This is a genomic window from Chromobacterium sp. (assembly GCF_041912965.1).
Lineage (GTDB): Bacteria > Pseudomonadota > Gammaproteobacteria > Burkholderiales > Chromobacteriaceae > Chromobacterium > Chromobacterium aquaticum.
On the sequence record NZ_JAYSGF010000043.1, the window covers coordinates 1 to 21,576 of the forward strand.

The window sequence follows — 21,576 nt, forward strand, 5'->3', positions numbered from 1 at the left end:
CGTAGGCCGGGGTCAGCGGCACGCCGCGACGCTGGGCGTCGAAGTCGGCGCGGAAGGGCTGGGCTTCCTTGCTATCGTGGAAGGCTTTGAGATCGGCCGGCAGGTTGTTGCGCGCGCTCAGGCTCTGGCGGGTGATGACGAATTCACGCTGTTCGCTGCTGTCGCCGTCGTGGGCCGGGTGTTCGTCCAGGCGGAACCATTGGCCGGCGGCCAGGCCGCGCACGCTACCGCCGCCGCTGAACTGCTTGGCGTTCAGATCATGCGCTTGCTGACGCAGCTGGGCGTAGTGGCTGAGTTGGTCGGCGTCGCCGGCGTAGTACAGCGATTGCGGGTCATAGTCGTGCAAGGAGGATTGCAAGGCCTTGCCGTTCTGGCCCTGGTCGATGAGGCTGTCGTCGCCGCTGTGCTGGGTGCTGACGGGCTGGTAATCGAAGCTGGCCAAGGCCACCGCGCCGGGGACGATCTGGCGCTGGGCGTGCCACTCGGTCAGGCCGTCCTCGGCCTCGGTGGCGTCGCTGCGGTGGAAGCGCACCCGTTCCACGCTGGCCGGCGGCAGGCTGTAAGGGTCGTCGAAGGCGACCAGCTGCACTTGGGGGGTGTCGCCATCGACATGATCGAAACGCCAGGCATAGCCCTCTTCGTGCAACAGCCGCACGATGAAGTCGTAATCGGATTCGCGGTATTGCAGGCAGTAGCTGCGCGGCGAGGCCGGGCCGGTCTTGAAGTCCAAGGTCTGCACCCGCGCGAATACCGGGTTGGCTTGCTGATGCTCGGCCAGAATCTGTTTGACGATGTCCGGCACCGACAAGTCCTGGAACACCCGCGAGCTGACGCGATGCCGCAGCAGCGCGAACGGCGGCTCGATGGTCAACTGGTAGCGGCTGAAGCCGCCATCCGAGCCCAGGCTTTCCACCTTGGACACCACGCCGCAGCGCAGGCTCTCCGCGCCGACGGCATCGAGAATGCCGAGGCGAGCCGGCAGGCCGAGCAGGGTCTTGAGTTCGATCGCGCCGTCCGGAGATAAACACACCAACTGGTAGGCGTAAGGCCGGGACACGCCTTCCTCGCCGGCCAGGCTCAGCGGCAGCAGTTGCTCGGCCGCCACGCTGCCGTCGCCCAGGCTGAGGGTGAGCAGGCGCTGGTCTTGGTTGAAGGCGGAGGCGAAGCTGGCGAGCAGGGTGCTGAGGTCCATGGGGCGGTCCTTCGAACTATCCAAAATCAAAACACCCCCAAACCGGCCTTATGCAAAGCCCCCATGGCGACGAGCGTCGACCTGATCTGCGGATGGGGGCCGTGAGGCGTAATGAGGGTGGAGATGACAAAATTTGAGCCAAAATATTTTAGATAACCGGTACTTAGCGGGCAATCCAAGAAAATTGCCATTTTCACAAAACTGGCCAAAAGGACAGGTTTAAACTCTTATCAATCCCAGTGAGCGGCTTAAACCTCGTTTGCCGACATTAAAAAGTCAAAACAAGGAAAGTTATGGCTTGATAAGAAAAGGTAAGAGGCATTCAAGGCCACGCTAAAGACCTGAATTGAATGTGTTTTTATCATGCCGTCTCCACTCAAGGCCCAGGCCAAGCACCTGCGCGCCGCAACCACTGGAGACCACCATGAAACAAAAGCACGCCCTCCTCACCCTGGCGGCCGTCTTTGCCGCCGCGCTTCCGCTGGCGTCTCAGGCCGCCACCGTCACCCGAACCGGCACCATCAAGTTCACTGGCAAAGTCACTGCGCCCAGTTGCTCGGTAAACGGCAGCACAGCGATGGCGATTCCCGCTATTAATGTCACTCTGGACGAGATATCCATGGACAAGGTGCAAGCCTTGGCGATCAAACCGAGCCATCCCAAAACGCACTCGATAACAATTGCCTGCAAGGGCGCTACAAATTTGATCGTGTCCCTCAAAGCTCTAAACGGCACCAACACGCTCACAGGCCAAACCAACATCCTGAAGAACACCGCCAGCGGCTCGCCGGCGACTGGCGTTGGCATCGCGCTGTATCAGACGGGGAAGGCAACAAGCTATGACCTTGTGTCTGGAGAACTGCTGAACAAGCCCTCTCCAAGCACAAGCGAAACCATCACGTTTGATGCCGCTTACGTTAAGGACCCGGCAGTTACCCCGATAACCGCCGGCCCCGTACAAGCCGACCTCCCCTTCGAACTGAGCTACGACTAAGCCCTCGCCTCTTCAACCTACAGCGGCGGGCTTCCCGCCGTTGTCTATTTTCAGGGCCCCATCATGAAAACCCTGCTGCAAGCCGCCGGCTTGGCGGCCTGGCTGGCCATGTCCCACGCCGACGCCGGCATCAGCCTCAACGGCACCCGCGTCATTTTCGACGGCGCGCATCCGGAAGCCGCCGTCACCGTGCGCAACCACGGCGCGGACATCCTGGTGCAATCCTGGCTGGAAGCGCTGGACGGCGACAAGGCCGAACTGCCCTTCGCCATCACTCCGCCGCTGACGCGGCTGCCGGCCGGGCAGGAGCAATTGCTGCGCATCCTCTACGCCGGCGCCGGCGCGGCCGATCAACAGGAAACCGCCTTCTGGCTCAATGTGCAGGAAATCCCCCAGGCCGCCGGGCAAGGCAATGTGCTGCAACTGGCGGTGCGCCAGCGCGTCAAGGTGTTCTACCGCCCGCCGGGCCTGGACGGCGATGCGCTGCAAGCGCCGGAACGCCTGCGTTGGCGGCTGCGGCGCGAGCGCGGCAACAGCTGGCTGCAAGCGGACAACCCCAGCCGCTACCACGTGACCGTGACCGGCCTGACCCTGCTCTCCGGCGGAAAATCCAAGGACATCAGCCGCGCCCGGATGCTGGCGCCCGGCGCCGACGGACAATGGCCGCTGCCCGCCGACGCTGCAAACGACGCGCGCTTGCGCTACCAGATCATCAACGACTTTGGCGCCAGCCAGGCTTTTGAAGCCCGGCTGCAAGGCGCGGCGCCCGTCCAGCCGCAGCGGCTGGAACCCTGAGCCGGCCGCCGGACCGCGAGGCGATGAGAAGCAAGCCGCTGATGCCCCATGCCCGCCGCAGCGCCGCGACCCCGCTGGCCTGCGCCTGCTGGCTGATCGCCTGCGCGCAGGCGCTGGCGGCGGACGCGCCCGTCTTCAACACCCGTTTTCTGAAACTGGACGGGCAGGCGGCGGACCTCAAAGCGGTGCTGAGCGCCGGCAACGACATCCTGCCCGGCAGCTATCGCGTGGACATCCTGCTCAACCGCCAGTTGGCCGACCGCCGCGACGTCCTGTTCCGCCAAGAACGGGACGGCAAAGTCCGCCCCTGCCTGGACGCCGCGCTGCTGCGCAAGCTGGGCGTCAAGCTGCCGCCGTCCAGCGCCGGCGACGAGGCCTGCGTGGACCTGCCCCAACGCCTGGAGCACGCGCAAATACGCTACGACTCCACCCGGCTGCAACTTGAGCTGAGCGTGCCGCAAGCCCATCTGCTGCGCCGCGCCGACGGCTATGTCGACCCCTCGCTATGGGACGCCGGCGTCAACGCCGCTTACGCCAATTATCAATTCAGCAGCCAATACAGCCGTGGCCAGGACGGCCGCGCCAGCCGCCAGTGGTATCTCGGCCTGCAAAACGGGCTCAATCTGGGAGACTGGCGCTTGCGCAACGACGCCACCCTCAGCGGGAATACCGGCCAAGCGACAGAAATACGCAGCAAGCGCGCCCTGCTGCAGCGCGACATCACCGCGCTGCGCAGCCAGCTGGCGCTGGGTGAACAATACACCGACGCCATGCTGTTCGACAGCGTACGCATCCGTGGCGCGCAGCTCAGCCAGGACGAGGCCATGCTGCCGGACAGCGAGCGCGGCTACCGCCCGGTGGTCCGCGGCCAGGCGCGGAGCCAGGCCACGGTGGAAGTGCGCCAGAACGGCTATGTGCTGCACCGCGCCGATGTGCCTCCCGGCCCCTTCGAATTCAGCGACATCACCCCCTCCGGCTCCAACGGCGAACTGGAAATCACGGTGACCGAAGCCGACGGCAGCCGCCGCGTCAGCCATCAAAGCTTCTCCAGCCTGCCGCTGATGCAGGCCAGAGGCCGCTGGAAATATCACGCCGCGCTGGGTCAGTACCAGGGCGGCGAAGCGGCCCGTCCCGCGCTGGCCGCCGGCGCGCTGGTTTACGGCCTCAGCGACGACGGCACCGTGGCCGCCGGCTTCCAGCTTTCGCCGCGCTTCCAGGCCGTCAAGCTGGGCCTGGGCGCCAACACCCCGCTGGGCGCGCTGTCGCTGGACCTGAGCCAATCCCTCAGCCGCGCCCAAGGCAGCGGCAGCCAGGGGCAAAGCCTGCGCCTGCTGTACCACAAGGCCCTGCCCCGTACCCAGACCCAACTCACCCTGGCCGCTTACCGCTACTCCACCGCCGGCTACCGCAGCTTCAACGATCACGCGGCGGACCTGGCCCAGCGCCCGAACCAACATCGCGCGCGCGCGCGGATGGACCTCAGCGCCCAGCAGGCGCTGGGCCGCGAAGGCCGCCGCGGCAGCCTTTATCTCAGCCTCAGCCGGCAGAACGATTGGGGCCGGCCCGGCGCCAGCCACAGCCTCAACCTGGCTTACAGCCACCGCTGGAAACAATTCCATTACCACCTCAGCCTTAGCCGGAGCCGCGACGGCCGCGGCCAAGGCGACAGCCAGATCATGCTGGGCTTCAGCCTGCCGCTGGACAGCGGGCGACACGCCCCGCAGCTCAGCGCCCAGCTTGGCCGCAACGCCCTGCACACCAGCCTCAGCGGCCAGTTGGGCGAGGCCGACAGCTACACCGTCTCCATGGGCCGCGACAGCCAGGGCGACGCCAGCCTAAGCGCCAGCGGCGTCCATCAAGGCGATGTCGCGCAACTGAGCGCCGCCTATAGCGCCGCCCGCGGCCATCAATCCGCCAGCCTGGGCGCCAGCGGCGCCATCGTCGTCCACGGCGGCGGCGTCAACCTCAGCCGCGCCGTCGGCGACACCTTCGCCCTGCTGCAAGTGGACGGCGCCGCCGGCCTGAACGGCAACGGCTACAGCGTGCGCGCCGACGCCCAGCCTTATCGCGCCAACAGCCTGAGCCTGGACAGCCGCCAGTTGGGCGCCGCGCTGGAACTGGAGGACAGCGTCAAGCAAGTGGTGCCGCGCCGCGGCGCGGTGGTGAAGGCCGTGTACAAGGCGCGCAGCGGCCGACGCGTTCAATTCAGCCTGCGCCGCCGCGACGGCAGCGCGGCGCCGTTTGGCGCCAGCGTGGAGGATGGTGCCGGCCGGCCCTTGGGCATCGTGGACCCGCAAGGCCGGACACTGCTCTTGCTCACGCAGCCGCAAGGCCTGCTGACCGTGAAATGGAGCGACGGCGGCTGCAGCGCCCGCTATCGGCTGCCGCCCGCCAAGCCCGGGCGTCATTACCAGCGGCTAGAGCTGCCTTGCCACTAAGCGCCGCGCTTAATCAAAGAAAAGGATACCCAGATGCTCACACCGCCTACCCGCCGCCCGCTGCTGGCCTGCCTCTTCTTGCTATTGGCGCTGGGAAGTTGCAGCCGCCCAAGCCATGCCGATTGCAAAGTGGTTTCAAGCACCCTCACCCAGGCGCTCCCCGATCCCTTGGTGATTCCATACCTGGCGCCCGCCGGACACCTGATCGCCAGGGAAGTGATGCAAACCACGATTACATGCGACAGAACCAATGCCAACGGCCAACGCAACTGGTACGCCTTTTTGTCCTATGACAATACCGACAACGACAGCACATCCCTGACAGGCGTCAGGAAAACCCAAACATCCGGCATCGGTATTCGCTGGATAAACAGCAATACCCACTCCGGAAAGTCGCAGACCTTTAGCACCACAAGGCTGAACAATGGCCGCACCAATCTGCGCGGCATGCCCTTGAATGGCACCGTCACCATTACCGACACTATCGAACTGGTCAAAACCGGCCCGGTGACCTCCGGTCGGCTCAATCCGGAGAGCTATGCCGTCAACTACAAGAACAAGAAAGGCAGCGACCACGGCAGCCCGCTCTATACCTACTCCTTCAATCAGCCCGCCATCAGGGTGATAGGCTGCTCGTTCAAAAACGCCGGTCAAACCGTCCGCCTGCCCGACGTCAGCACTCGCGACTTCGCCGGCACCGGCCGCGCCGGCGATAAGCGGTTCAACATCGATCTGGACTGTGCGCCCGGCACCAGCGTCAGCGCCAAATTGCGCGACGCCAACGCGCCAGGGAACACCGGCACGCTGCTGAGCATTGCCGGCGGGCGAAACAACGCCCAGGGCATTGGGCTGGAGCTGCAGCGCCAGGGCGAAACCGGCGCCTATATGCTGGGCACCGAGTTCACCAGCCTGGCGGCCAGGCAACAGCACGCGCTGCCCATGGTGGTGCGCTACGCCGTCAACGGCGCCCCCATCCAGCCCGGCGAGGTCAACGCCGCCGCCACCGTGGAACTGAGCTTTAATTGAGCCCCGACAATGCAATAAGGCCGGGCATGACGCCCGGCCTTAGAACCTGTTCAAAACCTACTGCGCCTCAGTCCTCCACGCCCCAGCGGATGCAGCCCGGTTCCGGGCATTGCCAGGAAGCCATCAGCCGCTGCCGGATCTCCGCCAGCGATTGCCGCGCCAGCAGCCGGCCGTCGCGGAACACCGGCCGCAATTCGCCGCCCTCCGCCTGCTCCGCCGTCTGCTGCTGGTGCAGCACGTAATGATCGCCCTCGCGCTCCACCCGCAGCAGGCCCTTGGCGGATTTCTTGGTGCCGTCGTCCGTGGCCGGGTCCTTGTAGATATCCACCGCCTCGCCGTCCACTTCCGCGTAAATCGCCTTCAGCGCATAGCCGAAGGTGTCCCGCGAATTCATGCCGTAGACAAAGCTGCCGATGCCGAACACCACATTGCCGGAGGCAAAGCCCTTGGCCGCCAGCCGGCGCAGGATGGCGCGCGCGCGCGGCAAGGTGATGGAGTCGCCGTAGATCAGGCCCACATGGCTGTCCAGCAGCCGGTAGCCGGCGTCGCTGACCGTGCCGCCGTAAATCTCCCACAAGCACTCCACCGCGCCCTTGCGTTCCGCCTCCGTCACCCGCTGGCCGTCGCTCAGCGCCGTGTACGCGCCGTCCGCGTCCCGCGCCGGCTGGCCGTCGACGCGGACCAGTTCCTCGTCGCGGTAGCCGGTGAGGATTTTCACCGGATCGCCGGAATCCGGGCGGAACACCACCTTGGCGTTGCCCAGCGCGTCCGGACCTCGCGCCAGGATGTCGTCCTTCAGTTCACGGGCAATCACCGTGACCACGTTCCAGAAATCAAAGGTATCGCTGACGATGGACACCATGCCCCGCGGATAGTCCTGGCTGACGAATTCCCGCACCACCTCACGCTCCGCCAGCCGGCGCAGCGCCGCCTCCTCCAGCCCGGCGTGGGCCGGGTCGCGGCGCAGCCGCTGCAGCGTCAGCAGGATGCGCAGCGCCATCACGCTATGCTCCGACGCCGGAATGGAACCGCCCACCAGTTCCCGCTCCGCGTCCGCGTCGTAGAAGTCCTCCAGGTAGTCCAGCGCCGGAATGGTGTCGGTGCCGGTGAAGGACAGCAGATGGCCGGCGCCGCAGCGCATGGCGTCGTGCACCCCGCTCATGCCGCGCATGGAAAAATCGTGGCCCTGCCAATTGACGAACTCCGGCGCGCTGCCGGTGAGGCGGGCGAAGTAATCCAGCAGCTTGCGGAATTCAAACGCGATGGTGGCCACGGTGGACGGCTTCCAGGATTCGCAGCTGAACAGGGTTTCAAAATAGGTGGCCACCCAGGGGAAATCCGGATGCGTGTTGCTGAAGATCACCGGCGGCACCTTGATGTCCACCCGCGCGCCTTCCGGCAGGGAGCGGATTTCCAGCGGCAGATAACCGAGCGCGTGCAGCGCTTCCAGCCGGCCTGCTGGCACCGCGCCGGCGCCCAGCGCCGTGTCCATGCGGCGCTGGTATTTGCGCACCGCCTTGTCCCGCGGCTGGCGGAAGAACTCTTGGTCGAACAGATCGATCAGGTATTGCTGGATGAAACCCTGCAGGCCGAACCACACCACCTTGTCGTCGAACAGCTCCGGCAGCACCGGCGCGTACTTGGCCGAACGCGGGGTGAAATTGGCCACCAGCTTGGTGGTGGCCGCCGGATACATGGAGGGGTGGCCGGTTTTGTAGAAGTCCGCCAGATTGAACGGCTGCAGCTGGTTCAGTTCACGGGCCAGGGGGCGAATGGGTGCGTTCATGATGTATTCCCTATTTAATGTGTGAGTCAAACCAGCTGGCAGCGGGCATCCACCGTCCAGTCATTGCGGCTGAACACCTGCTGGTAATGCGCCAGCAGCGGTTCCAGGCCATGGCTGAAAATGCCGTGGGTCACGTACAGGTGCAGCGGCGCGTCCAGGCCCTGCTCCCGCTGGCGAGCGCGCAGCGCCTTGGCCAGCTCGGTGAAGGTGCGGCCGCCGTCGCAGATATCGTCCACCACCAATAGCGGCAGCGCCGGCAAGGGGCCGGCCACCTGGGTGCCGCTGATGCGGCCGCTTTGGGTGTCCCTCACCTTGTCCGCCAGCACCGCCTCGCAGCCCAGCTCCCGCGCCAGCTTCAGCACCCGCTTGCGCGCGCCGGCGTCCGGCGCCACCAGCGCCGCCGGGCCTACTTGCTCCAGCACTCGGCGCAGCGCCGGCAGCGGATCTTCCACTTCCACCCGGTCCAGCAGCGCGGTCACCACATCGCTGTGCGGGTCCTGGATCACCACCCGGCTGTAGCCCTGGGCATTGATCAATTGGCAAAACACCTTGGCGCTCAGCGCCTCGCCCGGGTTGGCCACCCGGTCCTGGCGCGCATACGGCACATAGGGCAGATGCAGGGCCAGCGGGCGCCCCGGATAAGCGCGGCGCAGCGCGTCGCTCAGCATCAGCAAGCTCATCACCGCCTGCGCGTCCGGCAGATGGGCGTGCAAGCGCAAGGCCTGCGCCGGCGCGTCCACTTCCACCGACACCTGCACTTCCCCACCGGGAAACACCGTGCTGTGAAAGGCCAGCGGCTGGCTGCCGCCGTGCTGCGAATCCGCGAAAATCTTGAACATGATGCTGACTCCTGCGCTGCGTTGGCTTACTTAGTTGATAATTTCAACTAACATGCGCACAGTATAAATTCACTTAGTTGAGTTTTGCAACTATCTGGCGGAAAATATCGGCAAAGCCAAACCGGAGACCGCTCATGAGCCCCTCGCGCCCCGCGCCCGCCGTCAGTGTGGACATTGTCCTGCTCACCTTGGGCGATACCGGCCTGCAAGTGGCGCTGCACCGCCGCGACCACGCCCCCTGCCAACACCAGCTGGCGCTGCCCGGCGGCTATGTGCATGTGGACGAGGACGATAGCTGCGAAGCCACCGCCATGCGCGTGCTGCGCGACAAGACCGGGCTGGAACCGCGCTACCTGGAGCAGCTGCGCACCTTCGCCGGCCCGCGGCGCGATCCGCGCGGCTGGTCGGTGGCCGTCTCCCACGTGGCGCTGATCCCGCTGCAGCAACTGCGGGACGCCGGCGACGGGGTATTCCACTTCTACGATGTGGACCAGCTGCCGGAGCTGGCCTTCGACCACGCCGAGCAAGTGCGGGAAGCGGTGCAACGGGTGCGCAACAAGGCCAGCTATTCCACCCTGCCTTGCTGGCTGCTGCCCGAGCGCTTCACCCTCACCCAGCTGCAACACACTTACGAGCAGATTTTTGGCGAAACCGTGTCCCGCGGCACCTTCCGCTCGCGGCTGGGCATCAAGGTGGCGGACGCCAAGCCCGGCGAATACGCGGACGAGGCCGCCCTCCTGGAAGCCACCGAAGAATTCCTGGGCGGCAAGCAGCGCCCGGCGCGGCTGTTCCGCATCAACCGGCTCAGCCTGTTCAAGCGCGCGCGCTGGTGACACGGCGGCCGCTCCTCTGAGCTTGCGCAACACCTGGCGCAGCGGGCCGCGCGCAGCCGGGCATCTACCCCCTCCCATCCTCAGTCCCTCCCGGCGCGGTTCCCCGCCGCCTTGACGCCCGGGACCGTCCCCCTTACTTTCGCCCATGCGCTGCGCCCAATAACGCAGCCTGGGCTTGGAGGCCCAGCGCGTGTATATCCAGACAAATCGCTTGGCGGCGATTTGTCATGTCCATGCGTCCGCCGCAATCGGGTGGGCGCATGGCATCGAGTCCTCCGGGGCTGCCGCTGATATACCGGTCCTCCAACTTTGTCATGCGCCTGCCCACGCCTTCCATGCGTGACGCGCAGGCATCCCTGAAGCGATGTAAGCGGAGGCCATAATGAATATATTGAGTTTCTACCGGCGACACCCCGGCGTTGACCGCCCCGTGGCGATGGAGAGCGAGCCATGAGCATCATCACCGCCAGCGCCCGGCCGTCACCGCTGCGGCAAATGCACGAGCAGATCAAGCAGCTGCGCATCGTCACCGCTGGCCAGGGCAATCTCTACGCCCTGGTCAAAACCCTGGAGCAGCACTATCTGCAAACCGATGCAGGCCTGACCCGCGGCATTGTGCATATCCACACCGCCAACCAGAGCCTGCACGCGATGTTGGCGCTGCTGCTGAACTGCCCGGAGGAGCAGCAAGTCAATTGCAAGCAGATCGTGACCTTGCTGGAGCCGATACACCAGGAACTGCAGGCCGGCTTCACACAGATGTCGGAAGCGATGTAGACGTGACAACGCCGCAGCGGGGAGGCTGCGGCGTTGCGAGGGCTTGGTGCCTGGTGGCGCAGGCGCTAGCCCCTCAGAACCTGTTTACGATCTGCTGCGCGTCGGCGGGATGGATAGAAATGGGCGTTGAAACCAAGCTCAAAATGCTCATGTACCACCTGTACACTCCGCTTCTTCGCTCGGTTTCGCCTTGTCTCGCCTTGTCTCGCGAGATCGTAAACACGTTCTCAGAACGACACCGTGCCGGACAACAGCAAGGTGCGCGGCGCGCCCAGGCCGCCGGACAGGCCGCTGCCGTCGCCGCCGGTCCATGACCCCGTCCAGTAAGCTCGGTTGGCAACATTCTGCACCGTCGCGCGCAGGGTGATTTCCTTGGCCGCCAGCTTGGTGGTGTAACGGGCGCCCAGATCAAACAGAGTGTAGGACGGCAAGGACAGCTGGTTGTTGTCGCGGACGAAGCGCTCGCCCACGTACTGGGCGTTGCCGGTGGCGGTCAGGCCCGGCAAGGCGGCGATATCGTATTCCACGCCCAGCTTGGCCATCACCTTGGGCACGCCGGTGGCCTGCTTGCCCAGGTGCGTCGGGTCCAGCGCCTTGGTCAGCTCGGCCCTGGTGTAGGACGCGCCGCCCATCAGGCGCAGGCCGCGGCTGGCCTCGCCCCAGAAGCTCCACTCCAGGCCGCGGTTGCGCTGCTCGCCGTACACGCCGAACACATTGCTGTCCGGGCTGGTGTAAGCGCTGGGCCGGGCGATCTGGAACAGGCTCAGGCTATGGGTAATGCCGCCCCAATCCAGCTTGGCGCCCAGCTCGTACTGCTCGGTCTGATACGGCTGCAGGCTTTCGCCGGCGTTCTTGGCCGCAGTGGGCGCGGTGTCGCCTTTGTTCAGGCCCTGAATGTAGTTGCCGTAAACCGAGAGCTGGTCCGATAGCTTGACCAGCAAGGCCGTGGCCGGGGACCAGCGGCTTTGGTCGTAGTTGGAGGTTTGCGCGCCGGCCGCGTCGTAGTTGCTGCTCTGCACGTTCTGACGCCGCGTGCCCACCGTCCATTGCACCTTGCCGTCCATGAAGGAGAGGGTGTCCGCCAGGGCGATGCCGCCCAGCTTGTCCTCAACGCTGCTGCCCATATACCGGAACGCCGGCTTGGGTCCGAAGGACGGCGCATAGTAATTGGTGGTGAAGGAGGGCCCTCTGCCATTCTGGTAGTTCCACTGCGAGGTATAGCGCGTGGCCACCAAGGACCATTTATGTTGAATCTTGCCGGTGTCGAAATGACCACGCACGCCGGCCTCGCCGGATTTCTGCGTCCCGTCGCTGATTAAGCGGAAGGCATTCATGTTGATGTCGCCGGCATTATTCAGCAATTCATTTCTGGTGATCTGGGCGTCGAAATCCACGTTCCGCTGTCCCCACGCGCCAAATAGGGTGAGCGCATCGCTCAGTTCGTATTCGCCGCGCAGCATGGCCATCTGGGTGTTGTTAATGCTGGCGGCCCAATCCGGCGCCAGCTGATAATCGCCAGTCTTGGGCGTGGGCAGCTGTGTCACTCCTGAGGCGATGGAGGAGATGCCGAAGTAGTTGATGCCGTCCAGCCTCTCCCGCTGCTTGTAAAGGTCCAGCGAAACGCGAGCGCGCTCGCCGCGCCAGTCCAGGCCCAGCGAGGCCAGGCCCATGTCCTGCTTCTGCTTGTCCACCGCGGTGTCGCCGTTGCGGTAAACGCCGTTGAAGCGCACGCCCCATTGCTGCTTGTCGCCAAAGCGCCGGCCCACGTCCACATGCACGCCGGGCATATTGTCGGATTCAAAAGTCGCGGTGACCGAGGTCAGCGGCGTGTTGCCCGCGCGCTTGGGCACGATGTTGACGCTGCCGCCCAGGCTGCCGTCCGGCGGCATGCCGTTGAGCAGGGTGGACGGCCCCTTCAGCACCTCCACCCGCGCCGCCATTTCGGTGGAGCTGCGCTGATTCGGCGCCATGCCGATCAGGCCGTTGAAGGTCATATCGTTGGCCGAGGTGGGGAAGCCGCGGATATTGAATGTTTCTTTGACGGACCGTTTGCTAGCCACAAAGACCGAGGCGTCGGCGGCACCGATCAATGTGCCAATATCCCGCGCTTGCTGGTTTTCGACATAGTCCTCGGTGTAGCTGATGGTGCTGAACGGCGTGTCCATCACGTCCAGATTGCCCAGCACGCCCACCCGGCTATCGGTGGCCAGCTGGCCGCCGGCGTAGACGCGGCGGCCTTGCACCACCACCGGCTCCAGCCGTTCCGGCGCGCCGCCGCTGGCCTGGGCCGGCGCCTTGTCCGCCGCCAGCGCCGCCGGCGCCAAGCTCAGGCCGGCGCCGCCAAAGCCCGCCATCAGGGCCAGATGGATGGCGACGCGCAGCGTATTCAGGGGGAAGGCGGATTGCGGCGCGAGTCGGCGTGTGCTTGATATGGGGGAGGCCGACCGTTTCTGACTCAACATCCAGATTCCTTTCTACGTGAGGAGATTGTTTCACTTCACTATGTATTCCGAAGCAAAGTGCCAAACCCTCAAATAGAAATGAAAATCATTTTTGATAGCACATCGTCAAGCCACCCGCGCCGCATCCGGTTTAGAGCCGCTAACAAAACCGCGCAGCGTACCTGAGCCAAGGCGCGCCGACGCAGAAAACGAAGTTTCTGCGAAGCTACAGTACAAGTCGTACGACAAGGAGGCGCAACGCAGGATCAGGGGTTTTGTTAGAACCTGTTTACGATCTGCTGCGCGTCGGCAATACGGCGTTGAAACCGAGCGCAAAATGCTCATGTACCATTTGTACATTCCACTTTTTCGCCCGTTTTCGCCTTGTCTCGCCTTAGCTCGCGAGATCGTAAACACGTTCTTAGCGGGTCTTAACTACGATAACCCTTGATCACCTCATCCCCAATCCGGTTCAGGCAACTCAGGCTGGCGGTGCACAGATACCAGGTTTCGGCATCGGCGAAGATCACCTTGCCCTTGCGCCAGGCCTTGGTCTGCCGCAGCAGCGGGTTGTCCAGCGTTTTCAGGTTCAGGGCCGGCCGCCGCTCCATCACCGCGGTGCGGTCTATCACGTACAAGATGTCCGGGTCCGCCTGCTGGATGAATTCATTGGAGATGGGCTGGCCGTGCAGGCCGCTATTGGTCTCATTGCTGGCCGGCTTCACGCCCAGGGTGTCGAAGATGTAGCCGTAGCGCGAGCGCACGCCGTAGGAGGTGAAAGCGCCGTTGTTGTGCAGCACGATCAAGGCCTTTTCCGGGCGGCCGGCGGTCACCTCGCGCACCTGCTTGATCTTGGCGTCGATCTCGCCGGCTTTCTCGCGCGCCAGCGCCTCCTTGCCCAAAATCCGGCCCAGGGTCAGCAAATGCTCCTTGGCCGTGTCCAGGGTATGGCCGGGGCGGTTGTTGAGGTCGATGTCGTAATGCAGCGTCGGCGCGATGCGGCTCAGCTCCGGATAGCTTTGCGCCTGCAGCGGGGAGATCAGGATCAGGTCCGGCTTGAGCGCGTGCAGCCGTTCCAGATTGGGCTGGATGGTGGTGCCCACGTCCACCACCTTGGGGTCCTGCTCGTACTTCTTCAGGAAGCCGGCCACATAGTCCTTGGAGATGCCCGCCACCGGCGCGCCCAGCTGGTCCAGCGCGTCCAGCTCGCTCATGTCAAAGGCCACCACCCGCTCCGGCCGCTTGTTGATCTGGGTGGTGCCCAGCTCATGCTTGACGGTGACCGGGGCGTAGGCGGCCTGGGCCGCCGGCGCGGCGGCGGTGGATTGAGCCTGCCGGGCGTCGCAGCCCAGCAAGCCGCCGGCCACGGCCAGCGCCAGCAGGGCCGCGCGCGCGCGCGGCTGCTTATGAATGCTCATACGGTTTCTCCAGAGGGTGAGGGATTGAAGTAATTGCAGACGAAGCCGCGCTCGCTGGGCAGGATGTCCACGGCCAGGCCGTAGAGATCGCGCAGCCGCGCCTGGGTGACCACCTCGGCCACCGGGCCGCAGCCATGCACCGCGCCCGCCTTCATCGCGACGATGTGGTCCGAGTAATTGGCGGCGAAATTGATGTCGTGCACCACCAGGATCACGGTGCGGCCTTGTTCCGCGCTCAGCCGGCGTATCGCCTGCATGATGCGCACCGCGTGTTTCATGTCCAGGTTGTTGAGCGGCTCGTCCAACAGCAGGTAGTCGGACTGCTGGGCGATGCTCATCGCCAGAAAAGCCATCTGCCGCTGACCGCCGCTGAGCTCGTCCAGATAGCGGGCGCGCAGCGGCTGCAGGCCCAGGAAGGCCAGCGCCTCGTCCACCGCGCGGCGGTCGTCCCGGCTCAGCAGGCCCTGGCTGTAAGGGAAGCGGCCGAACCCCACCAGCTCCTCCACCGTCAGGCGCAGGCCGATATTGGGGTGCTGGCGCAGCGTGGCCACGCGCTTGGCGTAGCTGCGCAGCGGAATCCGCTCTATCTCCTCGCCGTCCATCAGGATGCGGCCGGCGCTGGGCTTCAGCAGCCGGGCGATGGACATCAGCAGCGTGCTCTTGCCGGCGCCGTTGGGACCGATCAGCGAGGTGACTTGCCGGGAGGGAAAGCTGAGATTGACGTCGCGCAGCACTTGTTTGTCGCCGTAGGCTTTGTAGACGCGCTCAAGCGTGATCATGCATGTCCTCTGCTGCGCACCATCAGCGCCAGGAAATAAGCGCCGCATACCAGGTTGACCAGAATGCTGACGGTGGTTTTGTAATTGAACAGCTGCTCCACCAGGAGTTGGGCAGCAATGAAGATGGCGATGGCGACGGCGCAGGCCAGCGGCAGCGTGACCCGATGCCGGAAGGTGCGCGCCAGCGCGTAAGTGATGTTGGCGACGAAGACGCCCATGAAGGCGGTGGGCCCCACCAGGCTGGTGGACACCGCCGCCAGCACCGCGATCAGCGCCAGCTGCATGCGCACATTGCCGGGGTAGTCCACGCCCAGGGAAATGGCCTGTTCGCGTCCCAGCAGCAGCACGTCCAGCACCGCCAACCGCCGGCATACCGTCCAGGCCGCGGCCGCGGTCAGCAACGCGGCGAACAGCAGCGCCCCGGGCTGAACCCGGTTGAAGGAGGCGTAGCTGAAGCCCTGCAGGATGGCGAATTCGCCCGGGCTGGTCTTGAGCTGGATGAACTGGGTGAAAGTGCCCAGCACCATGGTCAGCACCAGGCCGCTCAACAGCAGCAGATAGAGATCGTTGCGCTCCTTGCGGAACAGCGCGCGGTGCAAGGCCCAGGAATAGGCCAGCATCACCGCGATGGACAGCAGCACGTTGCCGTGGCGGCCCAGCAGCGCCAGGCTTTGCGCGCCCAGCAGCAATACCAGCAGCGCCTGCAGCAATAGGTAGATCGCCTCGTAACCCATGATGGCCGGGGTCAGGATGCGGTTGCCGGTCAACGTCTGGAAGGTCAGCGCGGACACAGCGATGCAGACGCCGGCCACCCCCATCGCCGCCAGGCGGATCAGCCGATTGGGAATCACGTAATCGAAATCCAGGCCGGAGCCCAGCAGCAGGAACAGCAGCGCCAGCGCCGCCGCCAGCGCCCAGACGCCGCGGCGGATCAGGGCGTCCCTCATTTGTGCTTCCATAGAATCATCATCAGGAACAGGACGCCGCCCACGCTGCCCGCGGTCAGGCCGATGGGCACTTCAAACGGGTAGATCAGCAGGCGGCCGATGATGTCGCAAACCAACATCAACAAGGCGCCGCAGGCGGCGACGATGGGCAGCGTGCGCTGCAGGTTCTCGCCCCAGCGCAGCGCCACCAGATTGGGAATGACCAGGCCGACAAAGGGAATCGCGCCCACGGTGATGACGGTGGCGGCCACCGTCACCGCCACCAGCACCAGGCCCAGCGCCGCGGTGGCCGCATAGCTCAGGCCCAGGCTGGCCGCCATCTCCTCGCCCATGCCCAGCACGGTGAAGCGGTGGGCGTAGCAATACGCCAGCGCGACGATGGGCAGGATCAGGTAGACGATCTCGTAATTGCCTTCGACGATCTTGGAAAAATCGCCCAGCAGCCAGCCCTGCATGCTTTGCAGGATGTTGTGGCGGTAGGCGTAGAACTCGGCCACCGCGCTGAGCACGCTGCCGTACATCAGCCCTATCACCGGCACCAGTACGGTGTTCTTGAACTGGATGCGGCGGATGATGGCGATGAAGACCAGGCTGGAGGCGAAACAGAAAGCCAGCGCGAACAACATCCGCCCCAGGTTGCCGGCCTCCGGGACCAGGCTCAGCCCCACCAGAATGCCCAGCTTGGCCGCGTCCAGCCCGCCGGAGGTGGCCGGCTCCACAAAACGGTTACGCACGATCTGCTGCAGGATCACCCCGCACACCGACAGCCCCACCCCCACCAGCAGCAACGCCGCCAAGCGCGGCAGCCGGCTGGCGGTGAGGGTCAGCCAGCTGTCGTCGGACAGGGCCAGCGGCCCGGTCCAGGCCATCTGCTTGGCCCCCACCATCAGGGACAGGCCGCTGCAGGCCAACAGCAGCAGCGGCAAGGCGAGTCGTTTCAAGACAGGGCCTCTGCCGCCGGCGCCGCGGTAATGCGCCAGCCCTTGGCGCTTCTGCGCTGCTCCAGGAAGTGGGCGTAGAGGCCGGCGCGCGCGCTCAGCTCGGCATGGCTGCCTTGCTCGCGCACCTTGCCGTCCTCCAGCACCACGATCTGGTCCGCCATCTCCACCGTGGACAGCTGGTGGGCGATGACGATCAGGGTGCGCTTGCCGCGCAGCCGCGCCAGCGCCTCGGCGATGGCGGCCTGGTTCTCGGTATCCAGCGCCGCCGTGGCCTCGTCCACCAGCAGGATGGGCGCGTCCTTGATCAGCGCCCGCGCAATGGAAATGCGCTGGCGCTCGCCGCCGGACAAGCGCGCGCCGCCCTCGCCCACCGGGGTGTCCAGGCCCTGCGGCAGGCGCTCGATGATTTCCTCCACGCCGGCCAGCTTGGCCGCCGCCAACACTTCGGCGTCGCTGGCGTCCGGCTTGCCGATGCGGATGTTGTCGCCAATGCTGCCCTGGAACAGATAAGCGTCCTGGAAGATCTGGCTGATCTGGCCGGCCAGCCGTTCGCTGGACAGATCGCGGACATCCACGCCGCCCACTTTCACCTCGCCCTGGTCCACATCGAAGAAGCGGGCGATCAGGCGCAACACCGTGGTTTTGCCGGAACCGGACGCGCCCACCAGCGCGGTCATGCTGCCCGGCGCTATGCGCAGGCTGAGTTCGTTCAGCACTTGCACCTGTTCCGGCCCGTAGCGGAAGCCCACCCGGTGCAACTCCACCGAGGCGTCCGCCGGTTCGCCGGAACGGACCGGCTCGGCCATGGGCTCCACCTCGAACAGCTTGGCCACCGCCTGCAGCTGGCCGCGCGCGCCGCGCAGCACCTCGCTATAGCCGGCCACGTCCAGCAGCGGATCGATGAAGCGGCTCATCAGCATCAGCGCCACCAGCGCCGGAATCACCGTGGCCGGGCTCAGACCCAGGCCGGCATGGTCGCTCAGCCACAGCGCGGCCACCAACAGCAGCGCGGCGAAGCTGGCCTGCACCGCCCAGACATTGAGCACCGAGGATAAGGCCGACAGCCGGATCAAGCGCCGGCCGGAGCGCTGCTGCTGGGCAATGGCCTGCTCCAGGAAACGCGTGCCGCCGCTTTCGCCGTTGAAGGCGCGCAGCACCGATTGCGCCTGCGCGAACTCCACCATGCGCTGGCTGCTCTGGCCGGCGTGCTGCTGATAGGCCTGGTCCGCGCGCTGGCTCAGCCGCGCGGTCAGCCCAAACACCAGCAGCAGGCAAGGCAGGCTGGCCAGCCCCACCCAGCCCATCAACGGATTGACGGCGAACAGCGCGCCCAGCACCACCACCGGCGTCACCACGCCGACAAACAACGGGGTGAACACATGAGCCGGCAGCTGGGCCATTTCCATCATGCCCTGGGTGGCGATGTGGTTGAGCCGGGCGGTATTGCCAGCGCTGAACCAGCCCACCGGCAGGCCGCCGACATGCTCGGCCAAACGGTGGCGTCCGCCTTGCAGCACGGCGATGCCCACCGCGATGCCGGCTTTCTCCACCTTGCGCCGCAAGCCCCAGCACAGCGCCACGCCCAGCGCCTGCGCCGCCAGCCACATGCCGGCCGCGCGCGCCTCGCCGGCCAGCAGATGGCTGAGCACCGGCGCCAGCATCACGATGGTCACGCCGCACAGCAGGCTGTAGATCAAGGCCAGCCACGCGTAGCGGCGCAATTTGACCGCGTCCTCCCCCAGCAGCCGAATAAAAGTCTTCAACATTGCGGCACCCATCCTTCCTGTTCTGCTTCCCCGGCCTTGCCGTAATGACCCTGCGCCCACAGCCGCGCATAGCAGCCGCCCTGTTCCAGCAACTCATGGTGGCGGCCGCGCTCGATCAGCCGGCCCTGGTCCACCACCAGGATCTGGTCCGCCTGCATCACCGTGTCCAGCCGATGCGCGATCACCACCAGGGTGCGGCCGCGGGCGAAGGCGGACAGCGCCTGCTGCAGCTTGACCTCGTTTTCCGCGTCGGCCGCCGCCGTCGCCTCGTCCAGCACCAGCACCGGCGGGTCCAGCAACACCGCTCGGGCGATGCTCAGCCGCTGGGCCTCGCCGCCGGAGAACTGCACGTCCTCGCCTATCACCGCGTCGTAGCCGCGCGGCAGTTCGAGAATGCGCTCATGGATATTGGCCATGCGCGCGGCGGCCTCGATTTCCGCCTGGCTGGCGGAAGGCCGGCCCAGCGCGATGTTGTCGCGCACGCTGGCGTGAATCAGCCTCACGTCCTGCAGCACGAAGCCGATGCGCCGATACAGCTCCGCGCTGTCCAGCTGCCGCAGATCCACGCCGCCCAGAGTGATGCGCCCGGCGCTGGGGTCGAAGAAGCGCAGCAGCAGCCGCGCCAGCGTGGACTTGCCGGCGCCGGAGGGGCCGACGATGGCCGTCACCGTGCCCGGGGCCAGCGTGAAGTCGATGCCGGACAGCACCGGCTCCTGCTCGGCATAGCCGTAGCTCAGCCCTTCCACGCGGATTTCGGCGTCGGCCGGCCGCGCCGCGCCGGCGGCGGTTTCCAGCACCGGCGTCTGCAGCAGCGCGTGCACACGCTGGGCCGCGCCGGTGGCGTGGTTCAAATCATGAGTGATGTAGCTCAGCATCAACAGCGGCGAGCTCAGCCCCGGCGCCACCAGGGCGAAGGGCAGCACGTCCACCGGGGCGATCCAGCCCAGGCCCACCATCAGCGCGCCGAAAGCCAGCACCACGCCCAGCACCGACACCGGCGCGATGATGGCGTTGGCGTTGGCCATGGAGCTGACCAGCGGCCGGGTGAAATCGGTGAAGGCGCTGGCGAAGGCGTCTATCGCCGCGCGGTAGCTGCCGTGCGCCTTGTGCTGCGCGCCAAAGGCCTTGACCACCGGAATGCCGTTGACGAACTCCACCACCGCGTTGTTGATGCGCGCCATGCCCGCGCCAAAGCTCTCCATATTGGCCGCGCTGGCCTGGTGCGCCCGCGCGAAGAACAGGAAGAACAGCGGAAACGGCAGCAGCGAGGCGATGGCCATGCGCCAATCCATCGCGAACAGATAGACGATGGACGCCAGCACCGCGCCCACGCTGCGTCCCAGCGTGGTGTAGAAATGGGCGGTCAGGCTGTGCAGGGTGCCGATATCGTCGTGCATCGCCTGCTTGACCTCGCCCGAGGCGCGGCTGGTGAACCAGCCCAGCGGCACCTTGGCCAGCCGGCGGGTAATCGCCAGGCGCAGCAGGCCGGTGATGCGGTTGTCCGCCAGATGGGCCACCACATCGCCGGCCAGGATCAGCGTCATGCCGGCGAACAGGCAAAGCAGGCTCAGGCCCACCACCCGCCACAAGACATCGCCGCTCAAGGCGGCCGCGCCCTGGCCCAGCGCCAGCTGCGCGATATGGGCGACGCCGGCCAGCGGCGCCAAGCTCAGCATGGCGCCCAGGCCCGCCAGCAGGCCGGCGGCGATCAGCCGGCCGCGTATCGGCGCCAGCACACGGGCGATAGGCCCGGCGGCGGCCTCTCCCAAAACCTCTTCCTCAACACTCATGACAACTCCTCTACGACACGAATTAATGAATGCGGCTTGCAGCCACCCTGCCCCAGTCCGGCCTCCACGCTGCGGCGGCAAGCCTGCAGGCCGAGCGCGACGTATTTCTCCACCGACGACACCGACACCTGCAGCTCCGCGGCGATATCGCCGTAGCTCATGCCGTTGAGCCGGGACAAGAGCAGGGCCTGGCGCACCTTGAACGACTTGCCCATCAGCGCCAGGTCCACCCCCTTGATCTCCTCCTTCAACAGCGCGCGCGCCTCTTCCGACTGCGCGCGCGGCTCCGGCTGCAAGGCCTGGCTTTCCAGATAGCGGGCCTCCAGCCGGCGGCGGCGCAGCAGATCGATCACCTTGCCTTTGGCGATCTGCGCCAAATGACAACGCGATTCTTCCGCCGGCGGAATCCGCCCTTTCTGGATGAGGTGCAGGTAAATGTCGTGAGCCAGCTCCGTCGCATCGTTCGGATTGCCCAACTTGCGCTGCAACAAGCCGCACAGCCAGCCGTGGTGATCCAGGTACAAGCTCCGCAATTGCGACTGAAAAGTGATCGGGCCATTGTCCACGCCCCTCTCCTTTTCACTTGTATTTGCAAATGATAATCATTTTTATTATTATCACCGACATTGTCAATACGTCATACCTAAAGCAAACACACAATGTCCTTTGCATTAATTATGCCGAAAAGCCAGTTTACGAACGCCAGGCATGACGTATAAGCGCCCTATTAGCCTGATGGACCCGTAAGAACCTGTTCAAAGTCTCGCGAGCAAGAGCGAGACAAGGCGTTGCGGCTGAGAAAGCGGAATGTACA

General features: G+C 65.5%; 17 protein-coding genes. 6 read left to right on the top strand and 11 right to left on the bottom strand.

Annotated features, from left to right (window positions below; all coding sequences use genetic code 11):
* Positions 1 to 1,192 (bottom strand): type VI secretion system Vgr family protein (locus tag ACE3QM_RS18945; RefSeq protein ID WP_374424048.1); only part of this gene is annotated, 1,192 nt, incomplete at its 3' end.
* Positions 1,193 to 1,616: 424 nt separating this feature from the next.
* Between ACE3QM_RS18945 and ACE3QM_RS18950 the strand changes: the two genes are divergently transcribed.
* The 4 genes from ACE3QM_RS18950 (at position 1,617) to ACE3QM_RS18965 (ending at position 6,445) form a co-directional block, all read left to right on the top strand.
* Complete coding sequence (locus ACE3QM_RS18950) at positions 1,617 to 2,186, top strand: fimbrial protein (protein ID WP_053074182.1); 570 nt, start codon at positions 1,617 to 1,619, stop codon at positions 2,184 to 2,186.
* A gap of 63 nt (positions 2,187 to 2,249) precedes the next feature.
* Complete coding sequence (locus ACE3QM_RS18955; RefSeq protein WP_374424051.1) at positions 2,250 to 2,981, top strand: molecular chaperone; 732 nt, start codon at positions 2,250 to 2,252, stop codon at positions 2,979 to 2,981.
* A 23-nt stretch (positions 2,982 to 3,004) separates the two neighbouring features.
* A complete protein-coding gene (locus ACE3QM_RS18960; protein ID WP_374424053.1) occupies positions 3,005 to 5,419 on the top strand; it encodes a fimbria/pilus outer membrane usher protein in 2,415 nt (804 codons plus the stop codon).
* A gap of 33 nt (positions 5,420 to 5,452) precedes the next feature.
* Positions 5,453 to 6,445 (top strand): fimbrial protein, encoded by a 993-nt coding sequence (locus ACE3QM_RS18965; protein WP_374424055.1) that lies wholly within the window; start codon positions 5,453 to 5,455, stop codon positions 6,443 to 6,445.
* 67 nt (positions 6,446 to 6,512) lie between these two features.
* On the opposite strand, the gene ACE3QM_RS18970 is transcribed toward ACE3QM_RS18965, so the two are convergent.
* Both ACE3QM_RS18970 and ACE3QM_RS18975 read right to left on the bottom strand, forming a co-directional pair.
* Positions 6,513 to 8,231: a nicotinate phosphoribosyltransferase gene (locus tag ACE3QM_RS18970; protein WP_374424057.1), complete on the bottom strand. Its 1,719-nt coding sequence runs from the start codon at positions 8,229 to 8,231 to the stop codon at positions 6,513 to 6,515.
* A 26-nt stretch (positions 8,232 to 8,257) separates the two neighbouring features.
* Positions 8,258 to 9,070, bottom strand: coding sequence for a ribose-phosphate pyrophosphokinase-like domain-containing protein (locus ACE3QM_RS18975; protein ID WP_374424059.1), 813 nt, complete (start codon positions 9,068 to 9,070; stop codon positions 8,258 to 8,260).
* 134 nt (positions 9,071 to 9,204) lie between these two features.
* On the opposite strand from ACE3QM_RS18975, the gene ACE3QM_RS18980 reads away from it, so the two are divergent.
* Both ACE3QM_RS18980 and ACE3QM_RS18985 read left to right on the top strand, forming a co-directional pair.
* Complete coding sequence (locus ACE3QM_RS18980) at positions 9,205 to 9,903, top strand: NUDIX domain-containing protein (RefSeq protein WP_374424061.1); 699 nt, start codon at positions 9,205 to 9,207, stop codon at positions 9,901 to 9,903.
* 450 nt (positions 9,904 to 10,353) lie between these two features.
* Entirely contained in the window at positions 10,354 to 10,680 is a 327-nt protein-coding gene (locus ACE3QM_RS18985) for a hypothetical protein (RefSeq protein WP_231462022.1), read from the top strand.
* A 227-nt stretch (positions 10,681 to 10,907) separates the two neighbouring features.
* On the opposite strand, the gene ACE3QM_RS18990 is transcribed toward ACE3QM_RS18985, so the two are convergent.
* The 8 genes from ACE3QM_RS18990 to ACE3QM_RS19025 form a co-directional block, all read right to left on the bottom strand.
* Positions 10,908 to 13,142 carry a TonB-dependent receptor gene (locus ACE3QM_RS18990; protein WP_374424063.1) on the bottom strand — a complete coding sequence of 745 codons (2,235 nt, stop codon included), beginning with the start codon at positions 13,140 to 13,142 and terminating at the stop codon, positions 10,908 to 10,910.
* Between the two features lie 410 nt (positions 13,143 to 13,552).
* Positions 13,553 to 14,539: a siderophore ABC transporter substrate-binding protein gene (locus tag ACE3QM_RS18995; RefSeq protein ID WP_374424065.1), complete on the bottom strand. Its 987-nt coding sequence runs from the start codon at positions 14,537 to 14,539 to the stop codon at positions 13,553 to 13,555.
* Positions 14,536 to 15,318, bottom strand: coding sequence for an ABC transporter ATP-binding protein (locus tag ACE3QM_RS19000; RefSeq protein ID WP_374424067.1), 783 nt, complete (start codon positions 15,316 to 15,318; stop codon positions 14,536 to 14,538). The genes ACE3QM_RS18995 and ACE3QM_RS19000 overlap by 4 nt, the downstream gene beginning before the upstream one ends.
* A complete protein-coding gene (locus ACE3QM_RS19005; protein ID WP_374424069.1) occupies positions 15,315 to 16,265 on the bottom strand; it encodes an iron chelate uptake ABC transporter family permease subunit in 951 nt (316 codons plus the stop codon). The genes ACE3QM_RS19000 and ACE3QM_RS19005 overlap by 4 nt, the downstream gene beginning before the upstream one ends.
* Positions 16,262 to 17,206: an ABC transporter permease gene (locus ACE3QM_RS19010; protein ID WP_043592528.1), complete on the bottom strand. Its 945-nt coding sequence runs from the start codon at positions 17,204 to 17,206 to the stop codon at positions 16,262 to 16,264. The genes ACE3QM_RS19005 and ACE3QM_RS19010 overlap by 4 nt, the downstream gene beginning before the upstream one ends.
* Complete coding sequence (locus tag ACE3QM_RS19015) at positions 17,203 to 18,972, bottom strand: ABC transporter ATP-binding protein (protein ID WP_374424072.1); 1,770 nt, start codon at positions 18,970 to 18,972, stop codon at positions 17,203 to 17,205. The genes ACE3QM_RS19010 and ACE3QM_RS19015 overlap by 4 nt, the downstream gene beginning before the upstream one ends.
* The gene (locus ACE3QM_RS19020) at positions 18,966 to 20,762 is read right to left on the bottom strand and encodes an ABC transporter ATP-binding protein (RefSeq protein WP_374424074.1); all 1,797 of its coding nucleotides are present in this window, start codon (positions 20,760 to 20,762) and stop codon (positions 18,966 to 18,968) included. Before ACE3QM_RS19020 ends, ACE3QM_RS19015 begins: the two co-directional genes overlap by 7 nt.
* Positions 20,759 to 21,328 (bottom strand): sigma factor-like helix-turn-helix DNA-binding protein, encoded by a 570-nt coding sequence (locus ACE3QM_RS19025; protein WP_374424076.1) that lies wholly within the window; start codon positions 21,326 to 21,328, stop codon positions 20,759 to 20,761. Before ACE3QM_RS19025 ends, ACE3QM_RS19020 begins: the two co-directional genes overlap by 4 nt.
* Between the last annotated feature and the right edge of the window lie 248 nt (positions 21,329 to 21,576).